The organism is Pseudonocardia oceanicola, from assembly GCF_047200735.1.
In the GTDB taxonomy this organism is placed as follows: domain Bacteria; phylum Actinomycetota; class Actinomycetes; order Mycobacteriales; family Pseudonocardiaceae; genus Pseudonocardia.
The window spans coordinates 232,635-251,583 of the sequence record NZ_JBJZON010000008.1; the positions used below are offsets into that span (position 1 = coordinate 232,635).

19 protein-coding genes are annotated in these 18,949 nt (G+C 75.0%); 10 read left to right on the forward strand and 9 right to left on the reverse strand.

The features are described 5' to 3' along the window. Window positions 1-3: 3 nt before the first annotated feature. Genes ACL02T_RS14745 through ACL02T_RS14755 form a run of 3 tightly spaced genes read right to left on the reverse strand, consistent with a single transcriptional unit; the run spans window position 4 to window position 2,080 of the window. Window positions 4-489: an SRPBCC family protein gene (locus ACL02T_RS14745; protein WP_412831255.1), complete on the reverse strand. Its 486-nt coding sequence runs from the start codon at window positions 487-489 to the stop codon at window positions 4-6. Continuing rightward, window positions 486-869, reverse strand: a complete 384-nt coding sequence (locus tag ACL02T_RS14750) for an ArsR/SmtB family transcription factor (protein WP_412831256.1) — start codon at window positions 867-869, stop codon at window positions 486-488. The genes ACL02T_RS14745 and ACL02T_RS14750 overlap by 4 nt, the downstream gene beginning before the upstream one ends. An 11-nt stretch (window positions 870-880) precedes the next feature. Beyond that, window positions 881-2,080 (reverse strand): PucR family transcriptional regulator, encoded by a 1,200-nt coding sequence (locus tag ACL02T_RS14755; RefSeq protein WP_412831257.1) that lies wholly within the window; start codon window positions 2,078-2,080, stop codon window positions 881-883. Window positions 2,081-2,154: 74 nt separating this feature from the next. Between ACL02T_RS14755 and ACL02T_RS14760 the strand changes: the two genes are divergently transcribed. From ACL02T_RS14760 to ACL02T_RS14780, 5 genes are read left to right on the forward strand one after another with little or no spacing between them, the layout of a single operon-like run. Next, window positions 2,155-2,736 (forward strand): urease subunit gamma, encoded by a 582-nt coding sequence (locus ACL02T_RS14760; protein ID WP_412831258.1) that lies wholly within the window; start codon window positions 2,155-2,157, stop codon window positions 2,734-2,736. Continuing rightward, window positions 2,733-4,406: an urease subunit alpha gene (locus ACL02T_RS14765; protein WP_412831259.1), complete on the forward strand. Its 1,674-nt coding sequence runs from the start codon at window positions 2,733-2,735 to the stop codon at window positions 4,404-4,406. The genes ACL02T_RS14760 and ACL02T_RS14765 overlap by 4 nt, the downstream gene beginning before the upstream one ends. A 2-nt stretch (window positions 4,407-4,408) precedes the next feature. Then, window positions 4,409-6,016 (forward strand): amidohydrolase, encoded by a 1,608-nt coding sequence (locus tag ACL02T_RS14770; protein ID WP_412831298.1) that lies wholly within the window; start codon window positions 4,409-4,411, stop codon window positions 6,014-6,016. Between the two features lie 9 nt (window positions 6,017-6,025). Then, window positions 6,026-7,345 (forward strand): MFS transporter, encoded by a 1,320-nt coding sequence (locus ACL02T_RS14775; RefSeq protein ID WP_412831260.1) that lies wholly within the window; start codon window positions 6,026-6,028, stop codon window positions 7,343-7,345. Next, a complete protein-coding gene (locus ACL02T_RS14780; RefSeq protein ID WP_412831261.1) occupies window positions 7,338-8,987 on the forward strand; it encodes a thiamine pyrophosphate-dependent enzyme in 1,650 nt (549 codons plus the stop codon). The genes ACL02T_RS14775 and ACL02T_RS14780 overlap by 8 nt, the downstream gene beginning before the upstream one ends. A gap of 6 nt (window positions 8,988-8,993) precedes the next feature. Here ACL02T_RS14780 and ACL02T_RS14785 read toward each other — a convergent pair whose 3' ends face one another. The 3 genes from ACL02T_RS14785 to ACL02T_RS14795 all read right to left on the reverse strand — a co-directional run bounded on the left by ACL02T_RS14785 (window position 8,994) and on the right by ACL02T_RS14795 (window position 10,856). Further along, on the reverse strand, window positions 8,994-9,782 hold the full coding sequence (locus tag ACL02T_RS14785; protein ID WP_412831262.1) for a DUF5995 family protein: 789 nt from the start codon (window positions 9,780-9,782) through the stop codon (window positions 8,994-8,996). 66 nt (window positions 9,783-9,848) lie between these two features. Next, on the reverse strand, window positions 9,849-10,106 hold the full coding sequence (locus ACL02T_RS14790; protein ID WP_412831263.1) for a DUF6295 family protein: 258 nt from the start codon (window positions 10,104-10,106) through the stop codon (window positions 9,849-9,851). Between the two features lie 3 nt (window positions 10,107-10,109). Further along, window positions 10,110-10,856 (reverse strand): dienelactone hydrolase family protein, encoded by a 747-nt coding sequence (locus ACL02T_RS14795; RefSeq protein ID WP_412831264.1) that lies wholly within the window; start codon window positions 10,854-10,856, stop codon window positions 10,110-10,112. 231 nt (window positions 10,857-11,087) lie between these two features. Here ACL02T_RS14795 and ACL02T_RS14800 point away from each other — a divergent pair, with 231 nt between their 5' ends. The 3 genes from ACL02T_RS14800 (at window position 11,088) to ACL02T_RS14810 (ending at window position 13,853) form a co-directional block, all read left to right on the forward strand. Then, window positions 11,088-11,219, forward strand: a complete 132-nt coding sequence (locus ACL02T_RS14800) for a hypothetical protein (protein ID WP_412831265.1) — start codon at window positions 11,088-11,090, stop codon at window positions 11,217-11,219. Window positions 11,220-11,294: 75 nt separating this feature from the next. Then, window positions 11,295-12,773, forward strand: a complete 1,479-nt coding sequence (locus tag ACL02T_RS14805; protein ID WP_412831266.1) for an aldehyde dehydrogenase — start codon at window positions 11,295-11,297, stop codon at window positions 12,771-12,773. Between the two features lie 9 nt (window positions 12,774-12,782). After that, window positions 12,783-13,853: an acetylxylan esterase gene (locus tag ACL02T_RS14810; protein WP_412831267.1), complete on the forward strand. Its 1,071-nt coding sequence runs from the start codon at window positions 12,783-12,785 to the stop codon at window positions 13,851-13,853. Here ACL02T_RS14810 and ACL02T_RS14815 read toward each other — a convergent pair. Both ACL02T_RS14815 and ACL02T_RS14820 read right to left on the reverse strand, forming a co-directional pair. Next, the gene (locus ACL02T_RS14815) at window positions 13,814-15,325 is read right to left on the reverse strand and encodes a hypothetical protein (RefSeq protein ID WP_412831268.1); all 1,512 of its coding nucleotides are present in this window, start codon (window positions 15,323-15,325) and stop codon (window positions 13,814-13,816) included. The two genes, ACL02T_RS14810 and ACL02T_RS14815, sit on opposite strands and share 40 nt — an antisense overlap. Then, window positions 15,318-15,935: a cyclic nucleotide-binding domain-containing protein gene (locus tag ACL02T_RS14820; protein WP_412831269.1), complete on the reverse strand. Its 618-nt coding sequence runs from the start codon at window positions 15,933-15,935 to the stop codon at window positions 15,318-15,320. Before ACL02T_RS14820 ends, ACL02T_RS14815 begins: the two co-directional genes overlap by 8 nt. Window positions 15,936-16,112: 177 nt before the next feature. Between ACL02T_RS14820 and ACL02T_RS14825 the strand changes: the two genes are divergently transcribed. Both ACL02T_RS14825 and dinB read left to right on the forward strand, forming a co-directional pair. After that, the gene (locus ACL02T_RS14825; protein WP_412831270.1) at window positions 16,113-16,529 is read left to right on the forward strand and encodes a pyridoxamine 5'-phosphate oxidase family protein; all 417 of its coding nucleotides are present in this window, start codon (window positions 16,113-16,115) and stop codon (window positions 16,527-16,529) included. A 63-nt stretch (window positions 16,530-16,592) separates the two neighbouring features. Continuing rightward, window positions 16,593-17,807 carry a DNA polymerase IV gene (gene dinB / locus ACL02T_RS14830; RefSeq protein ID WP_412831299.1) on the forward strand — a complete coding sequence of 405 codons (1,215 nt, stop codon included), beginning with the start codon at window positions 16,593-16,595 and terminating at the stop codon, window positions 17,805-17,807. 232 nt (window positions 17,808-18,039) lie between these two features. On the opposite strand, the gene ACL02T_RS14835 is transcribed toward dinB, so the two are convergent. Then, the gene (locus ACL02T_RS14835) at window positions 18,040-18,852 is read right to left on the reverse strand and encodes a siderophore-interacting protein (protein ID WP_412831271.1); all 813 of its coding nucleotides are present in this window, start codon (window positions 18,850-18,852) and stop codon (window positions 18,040-18,042) included. Window positions 18,853-18,949 lie beyond the last annotated feature (97 nt).

Here is an 18,949-nt window from a genome sequence, read left to right on the forward strand (position 1 = left end):
CGCTCAGCTCGCCAGCACGGCGTCGATCTGCCCCATGGCGAGCCGCATGCCCTCCTCCATGCCCATCGCACTGAGCTTCTCGAGGTCCTCGAGGCTGGCGAAGGTGCTGACCGTGGTCATGCGCGTACCCGAGCCCGCGGACTCCAGCGTGACGACGGCGTGGGTCGTGGGCATCGAGGTGTTCGGCTCGCCGGAGTCGTCGGCGAAGCCGTCGTCGAACTCCAGCCGGTGCGGCGCGTCGATCGCGGTGATCACCCACCACCCGCCGGCCTTCTCCCCCTCGGGGCCGGTCATGTAGTAGCGCGACCGCCCGCCGACGGAGAACCGGTGCTCCACGAACGTCGCCGGCCACGTCGGCGGACCCCACCACCGTTCCAGCCGGCGCGGGTCCGCCCACACCTCCCAGACCCGCTCGACGGGGGCGTCGAACTCGGCGACGAGGGTCAGGGTCAGGGTCTCCGGGTCCTTGCGGACGTCGATCACGCTCATGGTTGCGTCCTCTCCTCCGGGCCGCGGGCCCGGTCGTCACGGGTGGGGACGTCCTCGGCGAGGATGTCCTCGATCGCCCGCACGCGGTGCCGCCAGATCCGCTCGTAGTCCTCGAGCAGGCGGGCGGCCCGTCGCAGGGCCTCCGGGTTGCCGTGCACGAGCTGCTCCCGTCCCCGTCGCTGCTTGGTGACGAGCGCGGCCCGCTCGAGCACCGCCACGTGCTTCTGCACGGCGGCGAAGCTCATCTCGTACCGGCGGGCCAGCGTCGAGACGGACTGCACCTCGCGCAGCACCTGCTCGACGATGTCGCGGCGGGTCGCGTCGGCGAGGCCGTGGAAGATCCGGTCGACCTCGTCCGGGCTCAGCTCACGTACAACCACGTGGTTGTACGTTAGGGCATCCGCCCGAGCGCGACAAGCCCCCGGTTCGCGGCGGCCAGCGCCAGCAGCACCACCGCCGCGTCCGCGGGCACCGCGAGGTCCCGCCCGGTCAGCGCGGTGAAGCGGCGCAGCCGGTTGAGCACCGTGTTGCGGTGGCAGAAGGACCGCTCGGCGACCTCCTTGACCGAACCCGTCTCCGCGAAGACCCGCACCGTCTCCAGCAGCCGGTCCCGTTCCGCGGGCGCCGCCGCGGCCAGCCCGGAGAGCACCGAGTCGACGAGCTCGGCCGCGGTGTCCGCGAGCCGCTCCGCGGCGAGCGGCAACCACGCGTCGGCCACCTCGACGGGCCCCGGCCCCGTGGTCACCCCTGCGATCTCGGTCGCCAACCGCGCGCACCGCGGCACGGTGGCCAGGCCGTGGGCGATCGGCCCGACCCCGCACGGGACGCCGTCGAGCACCGCCCGCACCGGCGCGCCCGTCCCGCCCTCCCACGCCGCGACCAGCACGCTGTGCGGACCGGTCGGCTGCACGTGCACCACGCGGTCCCCCGCCGCCAGTCCCTCGGCGGCGCGCCGCAGGCCCGCCCCGGAGGCGGTGCCCGCGGCGGCGACGAGGAAGTCCGCGTCGACGTCGACGTCCAGGGCGAGCGCCACCCGCTCGACCAGCTCCGGATCCGGGTTCTCGCTGCCCAGCAGCTCGCCGACCAGTGCGGTCCGCTCGCCGTGCCGCTCGCGCGCGAGCAGGGCGGCCTCCTCCTGGTAGCCGGCCTGGATCTGCAGCGTGTAGTCCTCGACGACCGCCCACACCCGCTCCACCCGCGAGACGAGGACGTCGAGCTCCTCGGGGGCCGCCCGGTCCCGCAGGGCCGACCACAGCACGCGGAAGTCGAGCCGCACCGCGGAGAGCAGCTCGTTGAGGGGGACACCCCGCCGGGCCCGGTCCCGCCCGATCGCCTCGCCGAGGCCCGCCAGCCGCTCGGGGACGTCCTGCCCGGCGATCCGGCGCAGCAGATGGTCGAAGGTCAGGTCGGCGTCGGTGACGAGCCGGTGGGGAGGGACGAGCCCGCGGCCGTACGGGGGGATCCGGCGGACCCGGTCCACGAACTCGTCGACCAGACCCCCGGAGTCCGCCCGCAGCCGCCCGACCAGGCCGGCCCAGCGGGCGTCGTCGTTCGGCGCGGAACTCGCCGCAGTGTCACGCGGACTGTGCATGTGCACATCATCCCGGTCACATCTCGCTGCGCGAAGTGGTACCGGGGCGCGCGCCGACCGGTCAGGCTGTGCCCGTGCACCTGACCCCGCGGGAGACCGAGCGGCTGCTGCTGCACGGCGCGGCCTCGCTCGCGCGCCGCCGACTCGACCGCGGCGCGAAGCTCGGCGCGCCCGACGCCACCGCCCTGGTCTGCGACGAGATCTGCGAGATGGCCTGGGACGACCTGCCCTACGAGGAGGTCGTCGCCCGGGCCCGCACCGTCGTCGACCCGGCCCGGCTGGTCGACGGCGTCGCGGCGGCGGTGCCGTCGCTGCAGGTCGAGGCCCTCTTCCCGCACGGCTCGGTGCTCGTGCACGTCGACCACCCCTTCGGCGCCCCACCCGCCGACGGCCCCGGGGCGGTCCGCGCGGAGGGGCCGCCCCGGGAGCTCGCGCCCGGTCGGGAGCGCGGCACCGCGCGCCTGCACAACCGGGGACACCTGGCCATCTGGGTCTCCTCGCACGTCCAGCTCGACCGGCTCAACCCGGCGCTGGCGGTCGAGCTCGCCGACGCCGGCAGCTTCCGCCTCGATCTGCCGGCCGGGACGTCGCTGAAGGTGGAGGCCGGCGCAGAGCGGGAAGTCCCGGTGGTCCGGATGGGAAGGACGCGAGCATGACGACGGTCGAGCGCCGCGAGTACGCCCGCCTGTACGGGCCGACGACGGGCGACCGCATCCGGCTCGCCGACACCGGCCTCTGGATCGAGATCGAGGCCGACGACACCGAGCCCGGCGAGGAGCTCCTCGGCGGCTGCGGCAAGACCGCCCGGCACGGCGCGCTGGTCAGCAGCTCGGCCGACCGGACGAGCGCCCTGGACATGATCGTCCTCGGGGTGGTGCTGGTCGACCCGCTGCTCGGCGTGCGCAAGACCAACATCGGCATCAAGGACGGTCGCGTCGTCGGCGTCGGCCGCGCCGGGAACCCGCAGGTCCAGGCCGGGGTCGAGCTGGAGGTCGACGCCCACACCGCCATGATCACCGGCGAGGGGCTCGTCTGCACCCCCGGCGTCGTCGACTCGCACGTGCACCTGTCCAACGCCGACCTCGCCGGCGCCGCGCTGTCGGCCGGGGTGACCACGCTGGTCGGGATGGGGATGGGCGGGGTGTGGGACGTCGGCGCCAACCCCCGCCGCAACCTGCACACCCTGATCGAGGGCTGGGCGGACGTGCCGATCAACGCCGCGTTCCTCGCCCGGGGCAGCTCCACCAGCGGCGCGCTGCTCGAGGAGGCGGTGGCCGCGGGGGCCGGCGGTTTCAAGATCCACGAGGACTGGGGCGCCACGCCGGCGGTGATCGACACCTGCCTGGGCGTGGCCGAGGGCGCGGACCTGCCCGTCGCGCTGCACACCGACACCCTCAACGAGTCCGGCTACCTCGCCGACACCCTCGACGCCGTCGGCGGCCGCACCGTGCACGCCTACCACGTCGAGGGCGGCGGCGGGCACCCCGACCTGCTGCAGATCGTCTCGCACGGCAACGTCCTCACCTCGTCGACGACGCCGACGCTGCCGCTCACGCCCTCGACGGTCGCCGAGCTGGGCCCGATGACCCTGACGGTGCACCGCGGCCACGCCCACGTGCCGAGCGACGCGAGCATCGCGGCGAGCCGCATCCGCGAGCACGCGATCTCCGCGGAGAACGCGCTGCACGACTCCGGCGCGATCGCGATCGTCAACTCCGACGCCCTGGGCATGGGCCGCATCGGCGAGACCGCCCGGCGGACCTGGCAGCTCGCCCACGTGCAGGCGACGCTGGCCGGGGAGACGGGCCCCGACGTCGTCAACAACGCACGAGTCCTGCGCTACCTGGCCAAGCTCACCCACAACCCGGCCGTCGCGCACGGGCTGGCCGGGCACGTCGGCTCCGTGCGGCCCGGCCTGCTCGCCGACCTCGTGCTCTGGAACCCGGCGTGGTTCGGCGCACAGCCCGACCTGGTGCTCAAGTCCGGGTTCGTCGCCTGGGGCGCCGCGGGCTCGGGCTCCGGCTCGACGCGGCTCACCCAGCCGCGGCGGATGCGCCCCTTCTACGGGGGCCTCGGCGCCGCACCCGCACGGTTGGCGCACGTCTTCGTCTCCGAGCACGCCGACCGGGCGAGCCTGCCCGCAGGCCGCCTGTACTCCGGCATCACGGACAGTCGCGGTCTGACCTGCGCGGACATGCTGCACAACACGGCCACGCCGCGGGTGGAGGTCGCGCCGGAACCGATCCCGGTCCGCGTCGACGGCCGCGAGGTGCCGCTGCACCGCTCGCCCACCCTGCCGCTGACCCGGCTCCACCATGTGGGATGAGCATGATCGACCTGCTTCTCACGAACGCCGTCGTCCACACGCTGGACGACGCCCACCCGCGCGCCCACTCCGTCGCCGTCCACCAGGGCCGGGTGTTCGCCGTCGATCCCGAGGGCCTGCGCGCCCGCCGCGAGATCGACCTGCAGGGCGCCACCGTGGTGCCCGGCTTCGGCGACGCGCACAACCACATGGCCTGGTTCGGCCAGTCCCTCGCGGAGATCCCCCTCGCCGGGCTGCCCGACCTCGACGCGCTGTACGCGGCGGTCGCGGAGCGTGCCGCGACCCTGCCCGAGGACGCGTGGGTGGTCGGCTCCGGCTACGACGACACCACCCTCGGCGGGCACCCGCACCGGCGCGCCCTGGACCGGGCCGCGGGCGGCCGCAAGGTCTGGCTCACACACCGCTCCGGCCACGTCTGCACGGTCAACTCGCCGGTGCTCGACCTCGTCGGTGACCGGCCGGTGCCCGAGGGCGGGGTCGTCGTGACCGACGCCGACGGGCCGACCGGGACGCTCGAGGAGCAGGCCCAGAACCTCGTCGCCGACCTGGTGGTGCCGTACCCGCTGGCCGACCTCGCGACGGCGGTCCGGCGGGCGGCCGAGGTGTACGCGACCGAGGGGCTCACCCACGTCACCGAGTGCGGGGTCGGCGGCGGCTGGATCGGCCGCTCGGGCCTCGAGCTCGGCGCCTACCAGCAGGCCGGCCCGCTGCCCGTCCGCGTGCAGATCATGCCGGTGTCCGACGCCCTGCACCCGCTGCGCGGCCACGCGAGCGACCCGGACCGCTTCGGTCTGGATCTCGGCCTGCGCACCGGCTTCGGCGACGACATGCTCCGGCTCGGCGCGATGAAGATCTTCCTCGACGGGTCGCTGGTGGCCCGGACCGCCGCGATGCTGCACCCCTTCTGCGACCGGCACTCCCACGGCTACCTGCAGGACGACCCGGAGCTGCTCCGGCGGCGGGTGGTCGACGCGCACGTGTCCGGCTGGACCGTGGCGGCGCACGCCATCGGCGACCGGGCCGTGGACCTCGCGCTCGACACCTTCGCCGAGGCGCAGAAGGAGCGCCCGCGGCCGGGGGTGCGGCACCGGATCGAGCACGCCGCCGTGACCACCGAGGCGCAGATCGCGCGGATGGCCGACCTCGGCGTCACGCCCGTGCCGCAGGCGCGGTTCCTGTACGAGATCGGCGACACGATGGCCGCCGCCGTCGGACCGGACCGCGCGGACTCGCTCTACCGGGTCGGCGGCTTCCACCGCGCCGGCCTGCGCGTCCCGGGCAGCTCCGACCGGCCCGTCGCGCTCGGGGCGCCCCTGCTCGGCATGCAGTCCATGGTCGAGCGGCGCACCCGCGACGGCGCGGTGCTCGGGCCCGCGGAGCGCGTCACGGCCGCCGCGGCCCTGCGCGCCTACACCCTCGACGCCGCGTGGACCGCCGGCGACGAGCGGGTCCGCGGCTCCCTCACCCCCGGCAAGCACGCCGACCTCGTCGTCCTCGGCGACGACGTCCTGTCCCTGCCCGCCGACCGGATCGGCGCGACCGAGGTGGTCGCCACGCTCCTCGGCGGGTCCGCCACCCACGGCTCCGGCACGCTCGGTCTCGACACCTGAGGAGATGTCATGACCTCACCCGCCCACCCCGCGACCGTCAGTGCTCGCGAGGCACGGAAGGTCGCCTTCGGCGCCTTCGTCGGCACCGCCCTCGAGTGGTACGACTTCTTCCTCTTCGGTACGGCGGCCTCGCTGGTGTTCAACCGGCTGTTCTTCACCGGGTCGCCGGTGGCCGCCACGCTGGCCGCGTTCGCCACCTTCGCCGTCGGGTTCGCCGCCCGGCCGCTCGGCGCGATCCTGTTCGGGCACCTCGGCGACCGGATCGGCCGGCGGACCTGCCTGATCGTCACGGTCACCATGATCGGCATCGTGACGGGTCTGATCGGCGCGCTGCCGACGACCGTCTCGATCGGCGTCCTCGCGCCGATCGCACTCACCGTGCTGCGCCTACTCCAGGGCATCGCGGTCGGCGGCGAGTGGGGCGGCGCGGTCACCCTCGCCGTCGAGCACGCGCCGAAGGAGAAGCGCGGCCGCTACGCCGCGATGCCGCAGGTCGGCTCGCCGATCGGCACGCTGCTCTCCTCGGGAGCCTTCCTCGCGGTGTCGGCCCTGCCGTCGGAGAGCTTCGACGCCTGGGGCTGGCGACTGCCGTTCCTGGCCGCCTTCCCGCTGCTCGCCGTGGCGCTCTACCTGCGCCGCAAGGTCGAGGAGTCGCCGCTGTTCGAGCAGCTGCTGGCCGAGGACGAGCGGGCGAGCTCACCGGTCAAGGACGTCCTGCTGCGGTCCCTCCCGCAGCTGCTCGTGGGTGCCGGGTCGGCGTTCCTCGGCGTCGGCGGGTTCTACCTCGCCACGACCTTCGTGATCAGCTACGGGACCGCGACCCTGGACCTGCCGCAGTCGCTGATGCTGGCCGCCACGCTCGTCGCGGCCGCCGTCGAGATCCTCGTGCTGATCACCGGCGGCCGGCTCGCGGAGCGGTACGGGCCGGCCCGGGTCACCGTCGCGGGCGGCCTGGTCTCCGCGATCGCCGCGTTCCCGATGTTCTGGCTGATCGACACCAGGGCCGCCGCGCTGGTGATCCTCGGCGTCACCCTGGGCGTCGCCTGCCTGTCGATCCCCTACGCCGTCTCCGGCGCGCTGCTCACCGAACTGTTCCCGGCCCGGCTGCGGTACTCGGGCGTGGCCCTCTCGGCCAACGTCGCCGGCGTGGTCAGCGGGTTCGTGCCGCTCGTCGCCTCGGCCTTCCTCGCCGCGGCCGGCGGGGCGTCCTGGACGGCCGCCGTGCTGCTGATCGTGATCGCCCTGATCACGGCGATCTCGGGCATGCTCGCCCCGAAGGTCGCGCTGGGCCGCAACGACGAGGTGCAGGAGGTCGGAGTCCGTGGCTGAGACCGTGGGTGACCGGGCCGGGACGGAACGGACCGCGGGGGCGCTGCTCGTCGCGCAGCTGGAGGCGCTCGGGGTGCCGCGCGTGTACGGCGTACCGGGCGAGAGCTACCTCGAGGTGCTCGACGCGCTCCACGACTCCCCGATCGACATGGTCGTGTGCCGGCAGGAGGGCGGCGCCGGGTTCATGGCGCTCGCCGAGGCCCGGCTGACCGGCCGGCCCGGCGTGGTCGCCGTGACCCGCGGCCCGGGCGCGGCCAACGCGGCGATCGCCGTGCACACCGCCTGGCAGGACGCCACGCCCATGATCCTGCTCGTCGGCCTGATCCCCGTCGCGGACCGGGACCGGGAGTCCTTCCAGGAGTTCTCGCTCGGCGGCTGGTTCGGCACCACCGCGAAGCGGGTGATCACCCTGGACCGACCGGAGCGCGCGGCCGAGCAGCTGGCCGAGGCGTTCGCGGTGGCGACGGCGGGCCGGCCGGGCCCGGTGGTGATCGGGCTGCCCGAGGACGTCCTCACCGCCAAGACCTCCGCACCCGTCGTCCCGGCGCGGGCCGTCTCCGGCGGTGCGGTGTCGGCGTCCCAGGCCGAGGAGCTCGAGGTGCTGCTCGGCCGGGCGGAGCGGCCGCTCGTGATCGTCGGCGGGACCGGCTGGACGGCCGACGCGACCGCCGCGGTGACCGCCTGGTGCGAGCGGCGGCGGTTCCCGGTCGTCGCGGACTGGCGGTGCCAGGACATGGTGGACCACGACAGCCCCGCGTACGCCGGCTGGTTCGGCTACGGCTCCGATCCCGGCCTGCTCGACGCCCTCGACCGGGCCGACCTGCTGCTCTTCGTCGGCGGGCAGTACGGCGACGTCCTGTCCGGCGGCTACACCCGCGGGAACCCGGACGCGCCGACGGTCGTCGTCTCCGCCGACCCCGACCTGCGGGCGCACCAGCGCCGCGTCGACCTGCACCTGCTCGCGACCCCCGCCGCCTTCGCCGGCGCGCTGCCCGAGGGCCCCGCGGCGGAGCCGACGTGGTGGGAGGGGCTGCGCGCCGCCCGCGAGCGGTTCGCGACGCCCGGCGCGCCCGTGCGCACCGAGTTCGTCGACCTCGACGGGGCCGCGGCCGCGCTGGCGGAGCGGATGGCGCCGGATGCGATCGTCGCCCACGGCGCGGGGCAGCACGCGATCTGGGCGCAGCGGTTCCTGCCGCGGCACTCCTTCCCCTCGCTGCTCGCCCCGCGCAACGGGGCGATGGGCTACGGGCTGCCCGCCGCCGTCGCCGCCTCGCTCGTCCACCCCGGGCGGCAGGTGGTGTGCGTGGCCGGCGACGGCTGCTTCCTGATGAACGGCCAGGAGCTCGCCACCGCCGCGGCCTACGGCGCCACGCCGCTCGTGGTGATCGCCGACAACTCGGGCTACGGCACCATCCGCCAGCACCAGCAGCGCCACCACCCGGGCCGGCCCAGCGGCACGGCGCTGGTCAACCCGGACTTCGGCGCGCTGGCCCGCTCCTTCGGCATCCACGGCGAGCGGCTCTCCCGCACCGACGACGTCCCGGCCGCGCTCGACCGCGCCCTCGGCGCCGTCGCGGGGGGCCGGGCCGCGGTGCTGCACCTCGACGTCGACCCGGAGATCCTCCAGCCGCGCGGGGTGTGAGGGGTGTCAGGGGATGCGGGGCGCCTTCAGGACGGCCCAGCCCAGGGCCTGTGCCACCCGGTCCTGTCGGCGGTGCATCCGGTCGTACGCCTTCTGGTACTTCCGGCCGCCGAGGTGACCGAGCGGGTCGTAGTGCCGCCAGACCCACGTCGCCGCCCACCAGGCGGCCGCGCGGGTCCACGTCACCAGGACGCCGGACAGGACGTTGCCGAGCTTGTCGACCGGGCTGCCGTCCTCGAAGTCCTCCGTGAGGAACGCCTCGAAGTCCTCCCGGAGCTCGTCCATCTCCTCGGCGAAGATGTCGTTGACCGCGTTGTAGTCCTTCCGGCGGGCGCGGTTGGGCGGGAACGTCTTCCACGTCTCGAGGAGTGCGTAGGTCAGGTCGAAGTTAACGTGCGCGTTGACGCCCGCCGCGGCGAAGTTGACGTGCCGGATGCCCGGGGCGCGCCGGCGGTCGAACAGCACCCGCCAGGCCCGCGGCGCCGACCTCGGCTCAGTCTCCCACGCGTGGATCGCGTTCAGGTACCGCTTCGCGAACTCGACGTCGAGCATGGTGAGGAACGCCGGGTCGGTGAAGGCACGCGCGGGCTTGCGACCCTCCACGGTGTCGAGGACGTTCTGCGTGATGATCGTGTAGAGGCGCGAGAAGGCGGAGATGCCGTCGACGTCCGGCCGCACGACGTCGGCCGCGGAGGCATCCCGGATCGCACCGAGCGCCGCGACGACCTCCTTGATCGTCGTGACCTTCGTGCAGAACTCACCCAGTCGTCGCATGCCCGTCAGGTTCCGTGTCACCGTCCGCGCTCCCCTCTTCTCCCGCTCAGGAAGAGGAGAGCGCGGACGATGCCCGCGGAATACCGCTCAATGGTGTTCGGCCCGCTCCACGGTCGTCCGCAGCGCCGCGAGCAGCTCCCGGGCGGTGTCGAGGCTGAGCTCCACGGCCACCCGCGCCCCGGGCCCCTTCTCGGGGTTGAGGAAGTCGATGTTGACCGTGTGCTCGTCCGGGGCGTGCACGGGATGGTCGTAGTAGACCGTGGCGGTGCGCAGCGGGAACCAGCCCTCGGGCCCCTTCCCGCTGCTGCGCGCGACCTCGATCTTCTCCGTGGAGTAGGTGCACACGGGTCAGCCCGCCAGGTGGGTCGCGAAGAACGCCTCGACGTGGCGCCAGCCGTCGACGGCCGCCTCCGGTCGGTAGCTCGGCCGGTCGACGGAGAAGAAGGCGTGCCCGGCGCCGTCGTAGCGGTGGAACTCGTAGGTCTTGCCGTTCTCCTGCAGCAGCTTCTCCAGCTCGTCGACCTGCTCGGGCGACGGGTAGGAGTCGTCGTTGCCGAACAGGCCCAGGATCGGTGCCCGCACCTCGGGGACCCGCTCGGCGAGCGGCTGCACCTGCAGCGGGAAGCCCTCCGGCGGCGTCCCGACGACGAACGCGCCGTAGCAGTCCACCGCCGCCTGGACGTCGACCTCGACGCTGGTCAGGAACGCCTGCCGGCCACCGGAGCAGTAGCCGATCGAGCCCACCTTGCCGTTCGACGTCGGCAGGTCGCGCAGCCAGCGGGCCGCGGCCCTCGCGTCGCCCACGAACCGCTCGTCCGGCACGCCGCCCTGGGCGCGGGCCGTCGCGGCGGCGTCGTCCGGGGCCGCGCCGGGCGCCTCGCGGCTGTAGAGGTTGACGCAGATCGCGTCGTAGCCGAGCACCGCGAAGCGGCGCACGACCTCCTTGGACTCCCGGTCGAAGCCGGGCATGTGGTGGATCACGATGACCCCGCCCCGGGGGCCGGGGGCCATCGGCCGGGCGGTGTAGGCCTCGACCAGGTCGTCGCCGTGGCCGCGGATGCCCACGGTCTCGGCCAGCACGGCGTCGTACGCCACTTCGCGCCTCCTCGAAGATCTCGTGTCCCCGCCCTGCTTACTCCCCCCCTCGGCGGCTCCGGCGAGCCGGGACGCCGCGCGGATCCCGCCGAGGCCGTGGACGAACCGCCCGAACCGATCCGAAGGAGACGCCGTGACCGGCCCCGACAGCATCGGCACCGACCTCATCGGCCCTGGCACCATCGGCACCTCGCGGCCACGCCCGGCCTGCCCGGCGCCATCGCGACCGCGGTGCGCGAGCACGGCGTGCTGGTCCGGCCGATGGTCTCCTCGCTCGGGTTCTCGCCGCCGCTCACCGCGACCGAGCAGCACCCGGACCTGCGGGCCGACGCCGTGCGGAAGGGACTGGACCGGGTGCTGTGACGGGTCTGGAGTGCGGCATGCCACTCCCCTAGGGTCGGTCCGGGGACAGCGAGGGTGACGTCGAGGAGGACGGGCATGGGCGCAGGGCTGGAACGCTTCCGGATGCTGATCGGCGGCAAGCCCGCCGACGCCGCGTCGGGGCGCACCTTCGAGTCGCAGAACCCCTACACGGGCGAGCCGTGGGCGGAGATCCCGGACGCCGGCACCGAGGACGTCGACGCCGCGGTCGCGGCCGCGCGGGCCGCGCTCGACGGCGAGTGGGGCCGGACCACGGGGTTCACCCGGGCCGCCCTGCTCCGCCGGCTCGGCGACCTGGTCGGCGAGAACGCGGAGCGGCTCGCCCGGCTCGAGGTCAACGACTCCGGGAAGCTGTACCGGGAGATGATCGGCCAGCTCAGCGGGCTGGGCTCCTGGTTCCACTACTACGCGGGGCTGGCCGCCACGATCGAGGGACGGCAGATCCCCACGCCCAACCCGAACTACCTCGTCTACACCCGGCGCGAGCCGGTCGGGGTGGTCGCGGCGATCACCCCCTGGAACTCGCCGCTGCTGCTGATGACCTGGAAGCTCGCCCCGGCGCTCGCGGCGGGCTGCACGATCGTGGTCAAGCCGTCCGAGCACGCGCCCGCCTCGACCCTGGGCTTCGCCGAGCTGGTCGAGCAGGCCGGGTTCCCGCCGGGTGTGGTGAACGTGGTGACCGGGCTCGACCGGGAGGTCGGGGCGCACCTGGCCGGGCACCCGGACGTCGACAAGGTGGCCTTCACCGGATCGACGGCCACCGGGCGGGCGGTCGCGCACGCCGCGGCGGAGAACCTCAACAAGGTCACCCTGGAGCTCGGCGGGAAGTCGGCGCAGGTCGTGTTCCCCGACGCCGACCTGCAGGCCGCCGCGAACGGGCTCGTCGCCGGGGTGTTCGCGGCGACCGGGCAGACCTGCATGGCCGGGTCGCGGCTGATCGTGCACGAGTCCGTGCACGACGAGCTGGTCCGGCTGGTGGCCGAGCGCGCGGCCACCATCAAGCTGGGCGATCCGAACGACCCCGGGACCGAGATGGGCCCGGTCGCCAACGCGCCGCAGTACGAGAAGGTGCTCGGCTACCTGCGCACCGCGCGGGAGGAGGGCGCGACGGTCGCCTACGGCGGTGCCGCCGAGGACGGCCTCGGCGGGTACTTCGTGAAGCCGACGGTGCTCACCGGCGTCGGCCCGGCGTCGACCGTGGTGCGCGAGGAGGTCTTCGGCCCGGTCCTGTCCGCCTACACCTTCACCGACGAGGACGAGGCGGTGAAGCTGGCCAACGACACCCCCTACGGGCTGGCCGGCGCGGTCTGGACCAAGGACGTGCACCGCGCCCATCGGGTCGCCGCACGGATCCGGGCGGGCTCGGTGTGGATCAACGCCTACCGCGTGGTGGCGCCCAGCGTGCCCTTCGGCGGGTTCGGCGCCTCCGGGCTGGGCCGGGAGAACGGCGTCGCCGCCCTCGACGAGTACCTCGAGAACAAGTCGGTGTGGGTCGAGCTCACCGGCGGCACCCGCGATCCGTTCACGCTCGGGTAGACGACCGACGTGCGCCGCGCGGACGGCGGTGACACGGGCGCGCCCGAGCAGGCCGAACCCCCGGGCCGCCCCCCCGACCTGGACGCATTCTGGGCCACGACGCTCGCCCGGCTCGGCGAGGTGCCCGTCGACCTCCGCCGGACGCCACGCCCCGCGCCGACCCCCGGCACCATCGCCCACGACCTGGAGTTCCGGTCCTGGGGCGGGCAGCCGATCCACGGGTACGCGATCACCTGGCAGGACGCGGCCCCCCGACCGCTGGTCGTCCACGCCCACGGATACCGCTCGCAGGCCGTTCCCCGGCTCGAGTGGGTCCGTGCGGGCTGCCACGTCCTGGGTTTCGACGTCCGTGGGTTCGGCCGCTCCGTCGCGGCGCTCCCGTCCCCCGCACCGGGGGGCTGGCTGCTGACGGGCGCGCGCCGGCCCGAGACGTCCGTGCTGCGCGGCGCGGTGTGCGACTACGTGCGCGCGACCGAGGTCGCCGCCGCCCTGGGGGTGCCGACGCTGCGCGCGGTCAGCCACGGCGTCAGCCTCGCGGGTGGGCTGGCGCTGATGGCCGAGGCGGTGGCGCCGCGCGCGGACCTGCTCGTGCTAGGGGTGCCCACCTTCGGCTGGGCGGAGGGCCGCCGCCTGCTCGTCGAGGCCGGGTCGGGGGCCGAGGTCGCCGCGTTCCTCGACCAGCACCCCCAGTACCCCGAGGACGACCTGCAGGCCGTCCTGTCCTACTTCGACGCCGCGCTGCTGGCGCCGCGCGTCGGCTGTCCGACCGTGCTCGGGCTCGGCGTGGTCGACCGCGTGGTGCCGTGCGCCACCGTCGAGGCCGTCGTCGCCCGGTTCCGGGCGCCGGTCGAGGTCATGACCTTCCCGGTGAGCCACGACGCCGGACCGGCCATGCGCGCCTGGGACCGGTTCGACGAGCGCTGGCTCGAGTTGGCCGTCGGCGGGGTGCCGGACGGGATCGGGCAGGACGGGATCGGGGCGGACGGGATCGGGCAGGACGGGATCGGGGCGGACGGGTTCGGGCAGGGCGGTTCCCCTGGTCAGCGCAGGGCCGCTGCCTCCCGGACCCAGCCCCGGTAGCGCGGGGTCAGGTCCTCGTCGACGAACCGCGCGAGCTGCTCGGGGTCGGACGGGTCGGCGACGACGTCGGACATCCGGAACGGCTCGGCGACCACGGCGCCGAGCACGGCCCGGCTGAGCCGCTGGTCGAAGTGCGCGACCGCCACCGGGACGATCAGCGGCTCCGGGTCGATCCGGCCGGCCAGCCGGAACGCGCCGAGGCGCAGGCGGCCCGGCGACCCCGAGGTGGGGCCCGGCCGGCCCTCGGGGCAGATGACCAGGTCGTCGCCGCCGCGCAGCGTCGCCGCCGCCTCGGCCTCGAAGCGCTCGTAGCGCCGGGCCCGCTGCTGCGGCGTCGACGGGCCCTCCTCCGAGGACGGGACCATGACGTAGCCCAGGCGGGCGTAGTAGCGCGCGTGCCCGGCCTCGTGCCAGTGCGAGTCCCGGACCACGCGGACCGGCGCCCGCCCGTAGGTCCGGTAGAGGATCATCGACGAGACGAAGTGCGTGTCGAGGATCAGGCTGAACCCGTTCGGCAGGCGGTTGCCGGGGTGGCTGTCCAGGTGGTTGCACAGCACGACGTTGCCCGGCGCGGGCGGAAGCCGGTCGAGGCCCGCGATGCGGTACTCGGTGTGGGCGAACAGGTCGACGAGCGCCCGGCAGGACCGGGCCCGGACCTCCGCGGGCGCGAGGTCCGGGGGCGCCGAGGCGACCGCCTCGTAGACCCGCTGCAGCCCGAGGTACACCCGCAGCTCCCGGCGCACCCCCACGAGCAGGTCGAGCGCCTCGCGCGCGATCTCGGCCTCGACCGCGTCGGGCCCGTCACGGATCACCTCGAGTGCGCGGAAGGCGTCCGCCACGGTCGGGCGCGAGCGCAGGTAGCCGGGGATGCGGTGGAGCGGCGAGGTCACCCGCAGCTCCTCGGCCCGCAGCGCGACGAGCGCGGCGACCGCGTCGGTCTCGTCGTCGTAGTGACCGGTGACGAGTCGGGTGTGCTGGCGCCGCAGCTGCCCGCCCGCCAGCCACAGGAGCAACTCGTGCAGCCGCGCCGCGAACGCCTCGTCGAGGCGGCAGGACGCGTCGATCACCTCCCGGTCCACCCGCAGCAGCCGGGTGCGGGAGGCCGCGTGCGCGTCCCACCGGTAGCGGCCGGGCGGGACCAGACCGTCCCAGCCCACGGGATGACCGGGCGTCGTGACCGCCCGCCGCACGATGCCGTCGACCCCGCCGCCGACCCCGCCGCCGACCCCGCCGTCGCCGTCGGGTCCGGTGTCGCGGCCGGGCCCGTCGCCGGACGCGGGTCCGAGGACGATCCCGCCCTCGACGAGGAACCACAGGGCGGACCCCCGCTCGCCCTCGCCGTACAGGCGCACGCCGGCCGGCAGGGTCACCCAGCTCGCGTGCTCGGCGAACAGGTCCCGGTCCCCGTCGTGCAGCTGGTCGAGCAGGGCGAGCCCGGCGAACCAGCGGCGCACCGCGGCGAGGTCACGCATCCCCGGAGACCTCGGCCGATGCGGACGGCCCTGACCCCGCGGCCGGCGCTGACACCGCGGACTGCCCTGACCCCGCGGCCGGCACTGACCCCGCGGCCGGCACTGACCCCGCGGCCGGCGCTGACGCCTCGGACTGCCCGGGCACCTCGGCCGGATCGGCCGCGGGGCGGGCCCACCGCGCCTGGAGTTCCTGTGTGCGGTCCGCCAGCGCACCCGCGACCAGCGCGCACACCATCGCCCTCCAGCGGGGCGGTCCGTCGCGCACCACCGCGAGCGGCAGCGTGACGATGCGCGAGTCCGCGTCCGCGCGGATGGTGGCCGTCGCCCGTCCCGGCGCGACCAGGCCCGACCAGCCGAAGAACCGCCCGGGTTCCTCGGTGGTCTCGACCACCAGGTCACCGGTGCCCGCGAAGTCGATCAGGGTCGCGATCCGACCGCGGACCAGCACGATCAGGTCGTCGACGACGGCCCGCTGCCGCAGCAGGACCGTGCCTTGTGCGACGTCGTGCGCCGTGGTCCGGTGGTCGAGCTCGCGGACCAGCGCGGCGGGCAGCGCGGACCCGCCCGGGAGCAGATCGCCGAGCAGCGGTGACGACGGCCCGGCACCCATCCCCCGATCCTGCGGCCCGGGCCACCGGGCGGGCAGGGACCTTCGACCCTGCGTGCGCCGCGTGCGCGTCGGGAACACTCCGCCGGGCCGGGCGGCTGCGCGGTGGCGCGGGCCGCCCGGCCGGTGGGTGGCCCGGTGAACGACGGGCCGTGGGGACGACGGGCCGTGGGGACGACGATGTCCGAGACCGAGATCGCGCTCGCGACACTGAGCCCGGACGAGTGCCGGGCCCTGCTCGTCACCCATCGCCCGCGGCTGGGCCGGTTGGCCTTCGTCCCGACCGACTGGCCGCTCGTGCTGCCGGTGAACTTCGCCGTCGACGGCGACGCCGTGTACGTCCGGTCCGCCGCGGGCAGCAAGGTCGCGGCCGCGACCCGCTGCGAGCGGGTGGCCTTCCAGGTCGACCACGTCGACGAGGTCTGGGAGGAGGGGTGGAGCCTGTTGGCGTTCGGCCGGCTGCACGTGGTCGAGGACCCGGCCGAGCTCGCCCGGGCGCGCCGGCTCCCGTTGCGGCCGTGGGCGGGCGGCGACAAGCCCTGGTTCCTGCGGCTGGACGTCGTGTCGTTGTCGGGCAGGCGCATCGCCTACGCCTGACCGTGCGCGCCGGTGGCGCTCCGGCGCGCACGGCGGGATTTCGTCGGGGGTCCGTGCGAACATCTGTTCGTGTCCAGGATCGAGAGTCGCGCCGAGGCGAGCATCCTGCACGCCGACCTCGACTCCTTCTACGCCTCCGTCGAGCAGCGCGACGCGCCACGGCTGCGCGGGCGGCCGGTGATCGTCGGCGGCGGGGTGGTGCTCGCGGCCAGCTACGAGGCCAAGGCCTTCGGGGTGCGCACGGCGATGGGCGGGCGGCAGGCGCGGGCGCTCTGCCCGGGCGCGCTCGTGGTGCCGCCGCGGTTCTCGGCCTACTCCGAGGCCAGCAAGGCGGTCTTCACGATCTTCCGGGACACCACACCGGTGGTCGAGGGGATCTCGATCGACGAGGCGTTCCTCGACGTCGGCGGCCTGTGGCGGATCGCGGGCACGCCGGTCGCGATCGCCGAGCGGCTGCGGGCGCGGGTGCTCGCCGAGGCGGGCCTGCCGATCACCGTGGGGGTGGCCTGCACCAAGTTCCTGGCCAAGGTCGCGAGCGGGGTCGCGAAGCCGGACGGGCTGCTCGAGGTCCCGCCCGGCGGCGAACTGGACTTCCTGCACCCGTTGCCGGTCGAGCGGCTGTGGGGTGTCGGCGCGGTCACCGCGGCGAAGCTGCACGCGCTGGGGATCCGCACGGTCGGCGAGGTGGCGGACCTGGGCGAGCCCGCGCTGGTGTCGCTGCTCGGCCGCGGGTCGGGGCGGCACCTGCACGCGCTGGCGCACAACCGTGACCCCCGGATCGTCGAGACCGGGCGCCGGCGGCGGTCGATCGGCTCGCAACGGGCGCTCGGCCGGCGCCGCCGTCCACCCGAGGAGCTGGACGCGATCCTCGCCGGAATCGTCGACCGGCTCGGGAGGCGGCTGCGCGGCGCCGAGCGGACGTGCCGGACGGTGGTGCTGCGGCTGCGCTTCGGCGACTACACCCGGGCGACCCGCTCGCACACCCTCGCCCGGGCCACGGACCACACCGCCACTCTGCGCGACGCCGCTCGCCGACTGCTGCGCGAGTCCCTCGGCACGATCCTCGACCGCGGTCTCACGCTGATCGGCCTCTCGTTCACCAACCTCGACCGGGACGACGCGATGCAGCTCGCCCTGCCCTTCGACCGCACCAGCGGGCCGGAGCTGGACCGCACGCTGGACTCGCTGCGCACCCGGTTCGGCGCGGAGTCCGTGACGCGGGCGGCCCGGCTGGGCCGCGACCAGGGGCTGGAGGTGCCGATCCTGCCCGACGGGTGATCGGGCCCCGGAACGGGATCTGCCGATATCGGCGAGGGGGCTCCCCAGTCCCCGCCGATATCGGCACCCGGTTCAACGAGCGGGGGCGCCGGGAGTTGCCCGTCGGATTCGTTGCGGGTACGTGAACGATCGCAGTCGGGCCCACGAACGGGATCTCGGCCGCCTCGCCCGCCCACGGCCGGGTTCTCGTCCGGCCCGCCCCGTCCGTCACGACCGGTCCGGCGGGCACGGCTCACAGGCCCAGGGTGGCCAGGCGCTCCTCGTACCGGGCGCGGACGTCCTCGGGGTCCCCGCCCGCCTCGAGCTCCTCCGCGTAGATCGCGGCGGTGTCGGCGCCCTTCTCGGCCACCCGGGCGAACCACTTCTCCGACTCCGCCCGCCAGTACCCGACCACCCCGTAGGCGCCGCCGGGCAGGCCGAGCTCGCGGCGGAGGTGCCGGCGCACCGCCCGGGTCGCGGAAGCCTCCCCCGCCACGTAGACATAGCCGGGGCCGGGCGGCAGTTGCACGCCGCGCACCAGCTCGTCGAGCCGGCTCGGTGTGCGGCCCAGCCCCTCGGTGTGCATCCAGCGGACCTGGGCGCCGGGCAGGTCCTGGGCGTCCTGGCGGTGCGGCACCTCGACCAGCACCGTGGTCGGGAGCCGGTCCGCCGACTCCTCGACGATCCGGCCGACCGCAGGCAGCGCCGTGACGTCGCCGACGAGCAGCTGCCAGCGCGCCTCCTCGGGCCGGCGGAACCAGCTGTTGTGGTGCGTGATCTCCAGCCGGTCACCGATCCGGGCGCGCGCCGCCCACTCGCCGCCGATCCCGCCGGGGTGCAGCACGATGTCGACGGTCAGCCGGAGCGGCTGCCAGCGCCGGACGGTGTACCAGCGGCCGCCCTCCGCACCGGGGAACCGCAGGACCACGGCCTCGTCCGGGACCCCCAGCGAGTCGAGCCGGGCGGCGTCGGGCACGTCGAGCACCACCCGGACCAGGCTCGGCGAGAGCCGATCGACGCTCGCCGTCACGACGGGGACGGGGCCGTTCTCCAGCTCGGTGGCCATGTCGTGCGGACCTCCAGGACGTGCGGTCGGGAACGCAGGCGAGGCTAACCAACTCCGGGCCCGCCGTCGATCAACCGGGGGGACGCCGGCGGTCGAC

Excerpts from the sequence above, each read along its gene's own strand:
- ACL02T_RS14805 (WP_412831266.1), top strand. The coding sequence starts at position 11,295 with ATGGGCGCAGGGCTGGAACGCTTCCGGATGCTGATCGGCGGCAAGCCC.
- ACL02T_RS14745 (WP_412831255.1), bottom strand. The coding sequence starts at position 489 with ATGAGCGTGATCGACGTCCGCAAGGACCCGGAGACCCTGACCCTGACC.
- ACL02T_RS14815 (WP_412831268.1), bottom strand. The coding sequence starts at position 15,325 with ATGCGTGACCTCGCCGCGGTGCGCCGCTGGTTCGCCGGGCTCGCCCTG.
- ACL02T_RS14825 (WP_412831270.1), top strand. The coding sequence starts at position 16,113 with ATGTCCGAGACCGAGATCGCGCTCGCGACACTGAGCCCGGACGAGTGC.
- ACL02T_RS14770 (WP_412831298.1), top strand. The coding sequence starts at position 4,409 with ATGATCGACCTGCTTCTCACGAACGCCGTCGTCCACACGCTGGACGAC.
- ACL02T_RS14835 (WP_412831271.1), bottom strand. The coding sequence starts at position 18,852 with ATGGCCACCGAGCTGGAGAACGGCCCCGTCCCCGTCGTGACGGCGAGC.
- ACL02T_RS14755 (WP_412831257.1), bottom strand. The coding sequence starts at position 2,080 with ATGCACAGTCCGCGTGACACTGCGGCGAGTTCCGCGCCGAACGACGAC.
- ACL02T_RS14820 (WP_412831269.1), bottom strand. The coding sequence starts at position 15,935 with ATGGGTGCCGGGCCGTCGTCACCGCTGCTCGGCGATCTGCTCCCGGGC.
- ACL02T_RS14765 (WP_412831259.1), top strand. The coding sequence starts at position 2,733 with ATGACGACGGTCGAGCGCCGCGAGTACGCCCGCCTGTACGGGCCGACG.
- ACL02T_RS14775 (WP_412831260.1), top strand. The coding sequence starts at position 6,026 with ATGACCTCACCCGCCCACCCCGCGACCGTCAGTGCTCGCGAGGCACGG.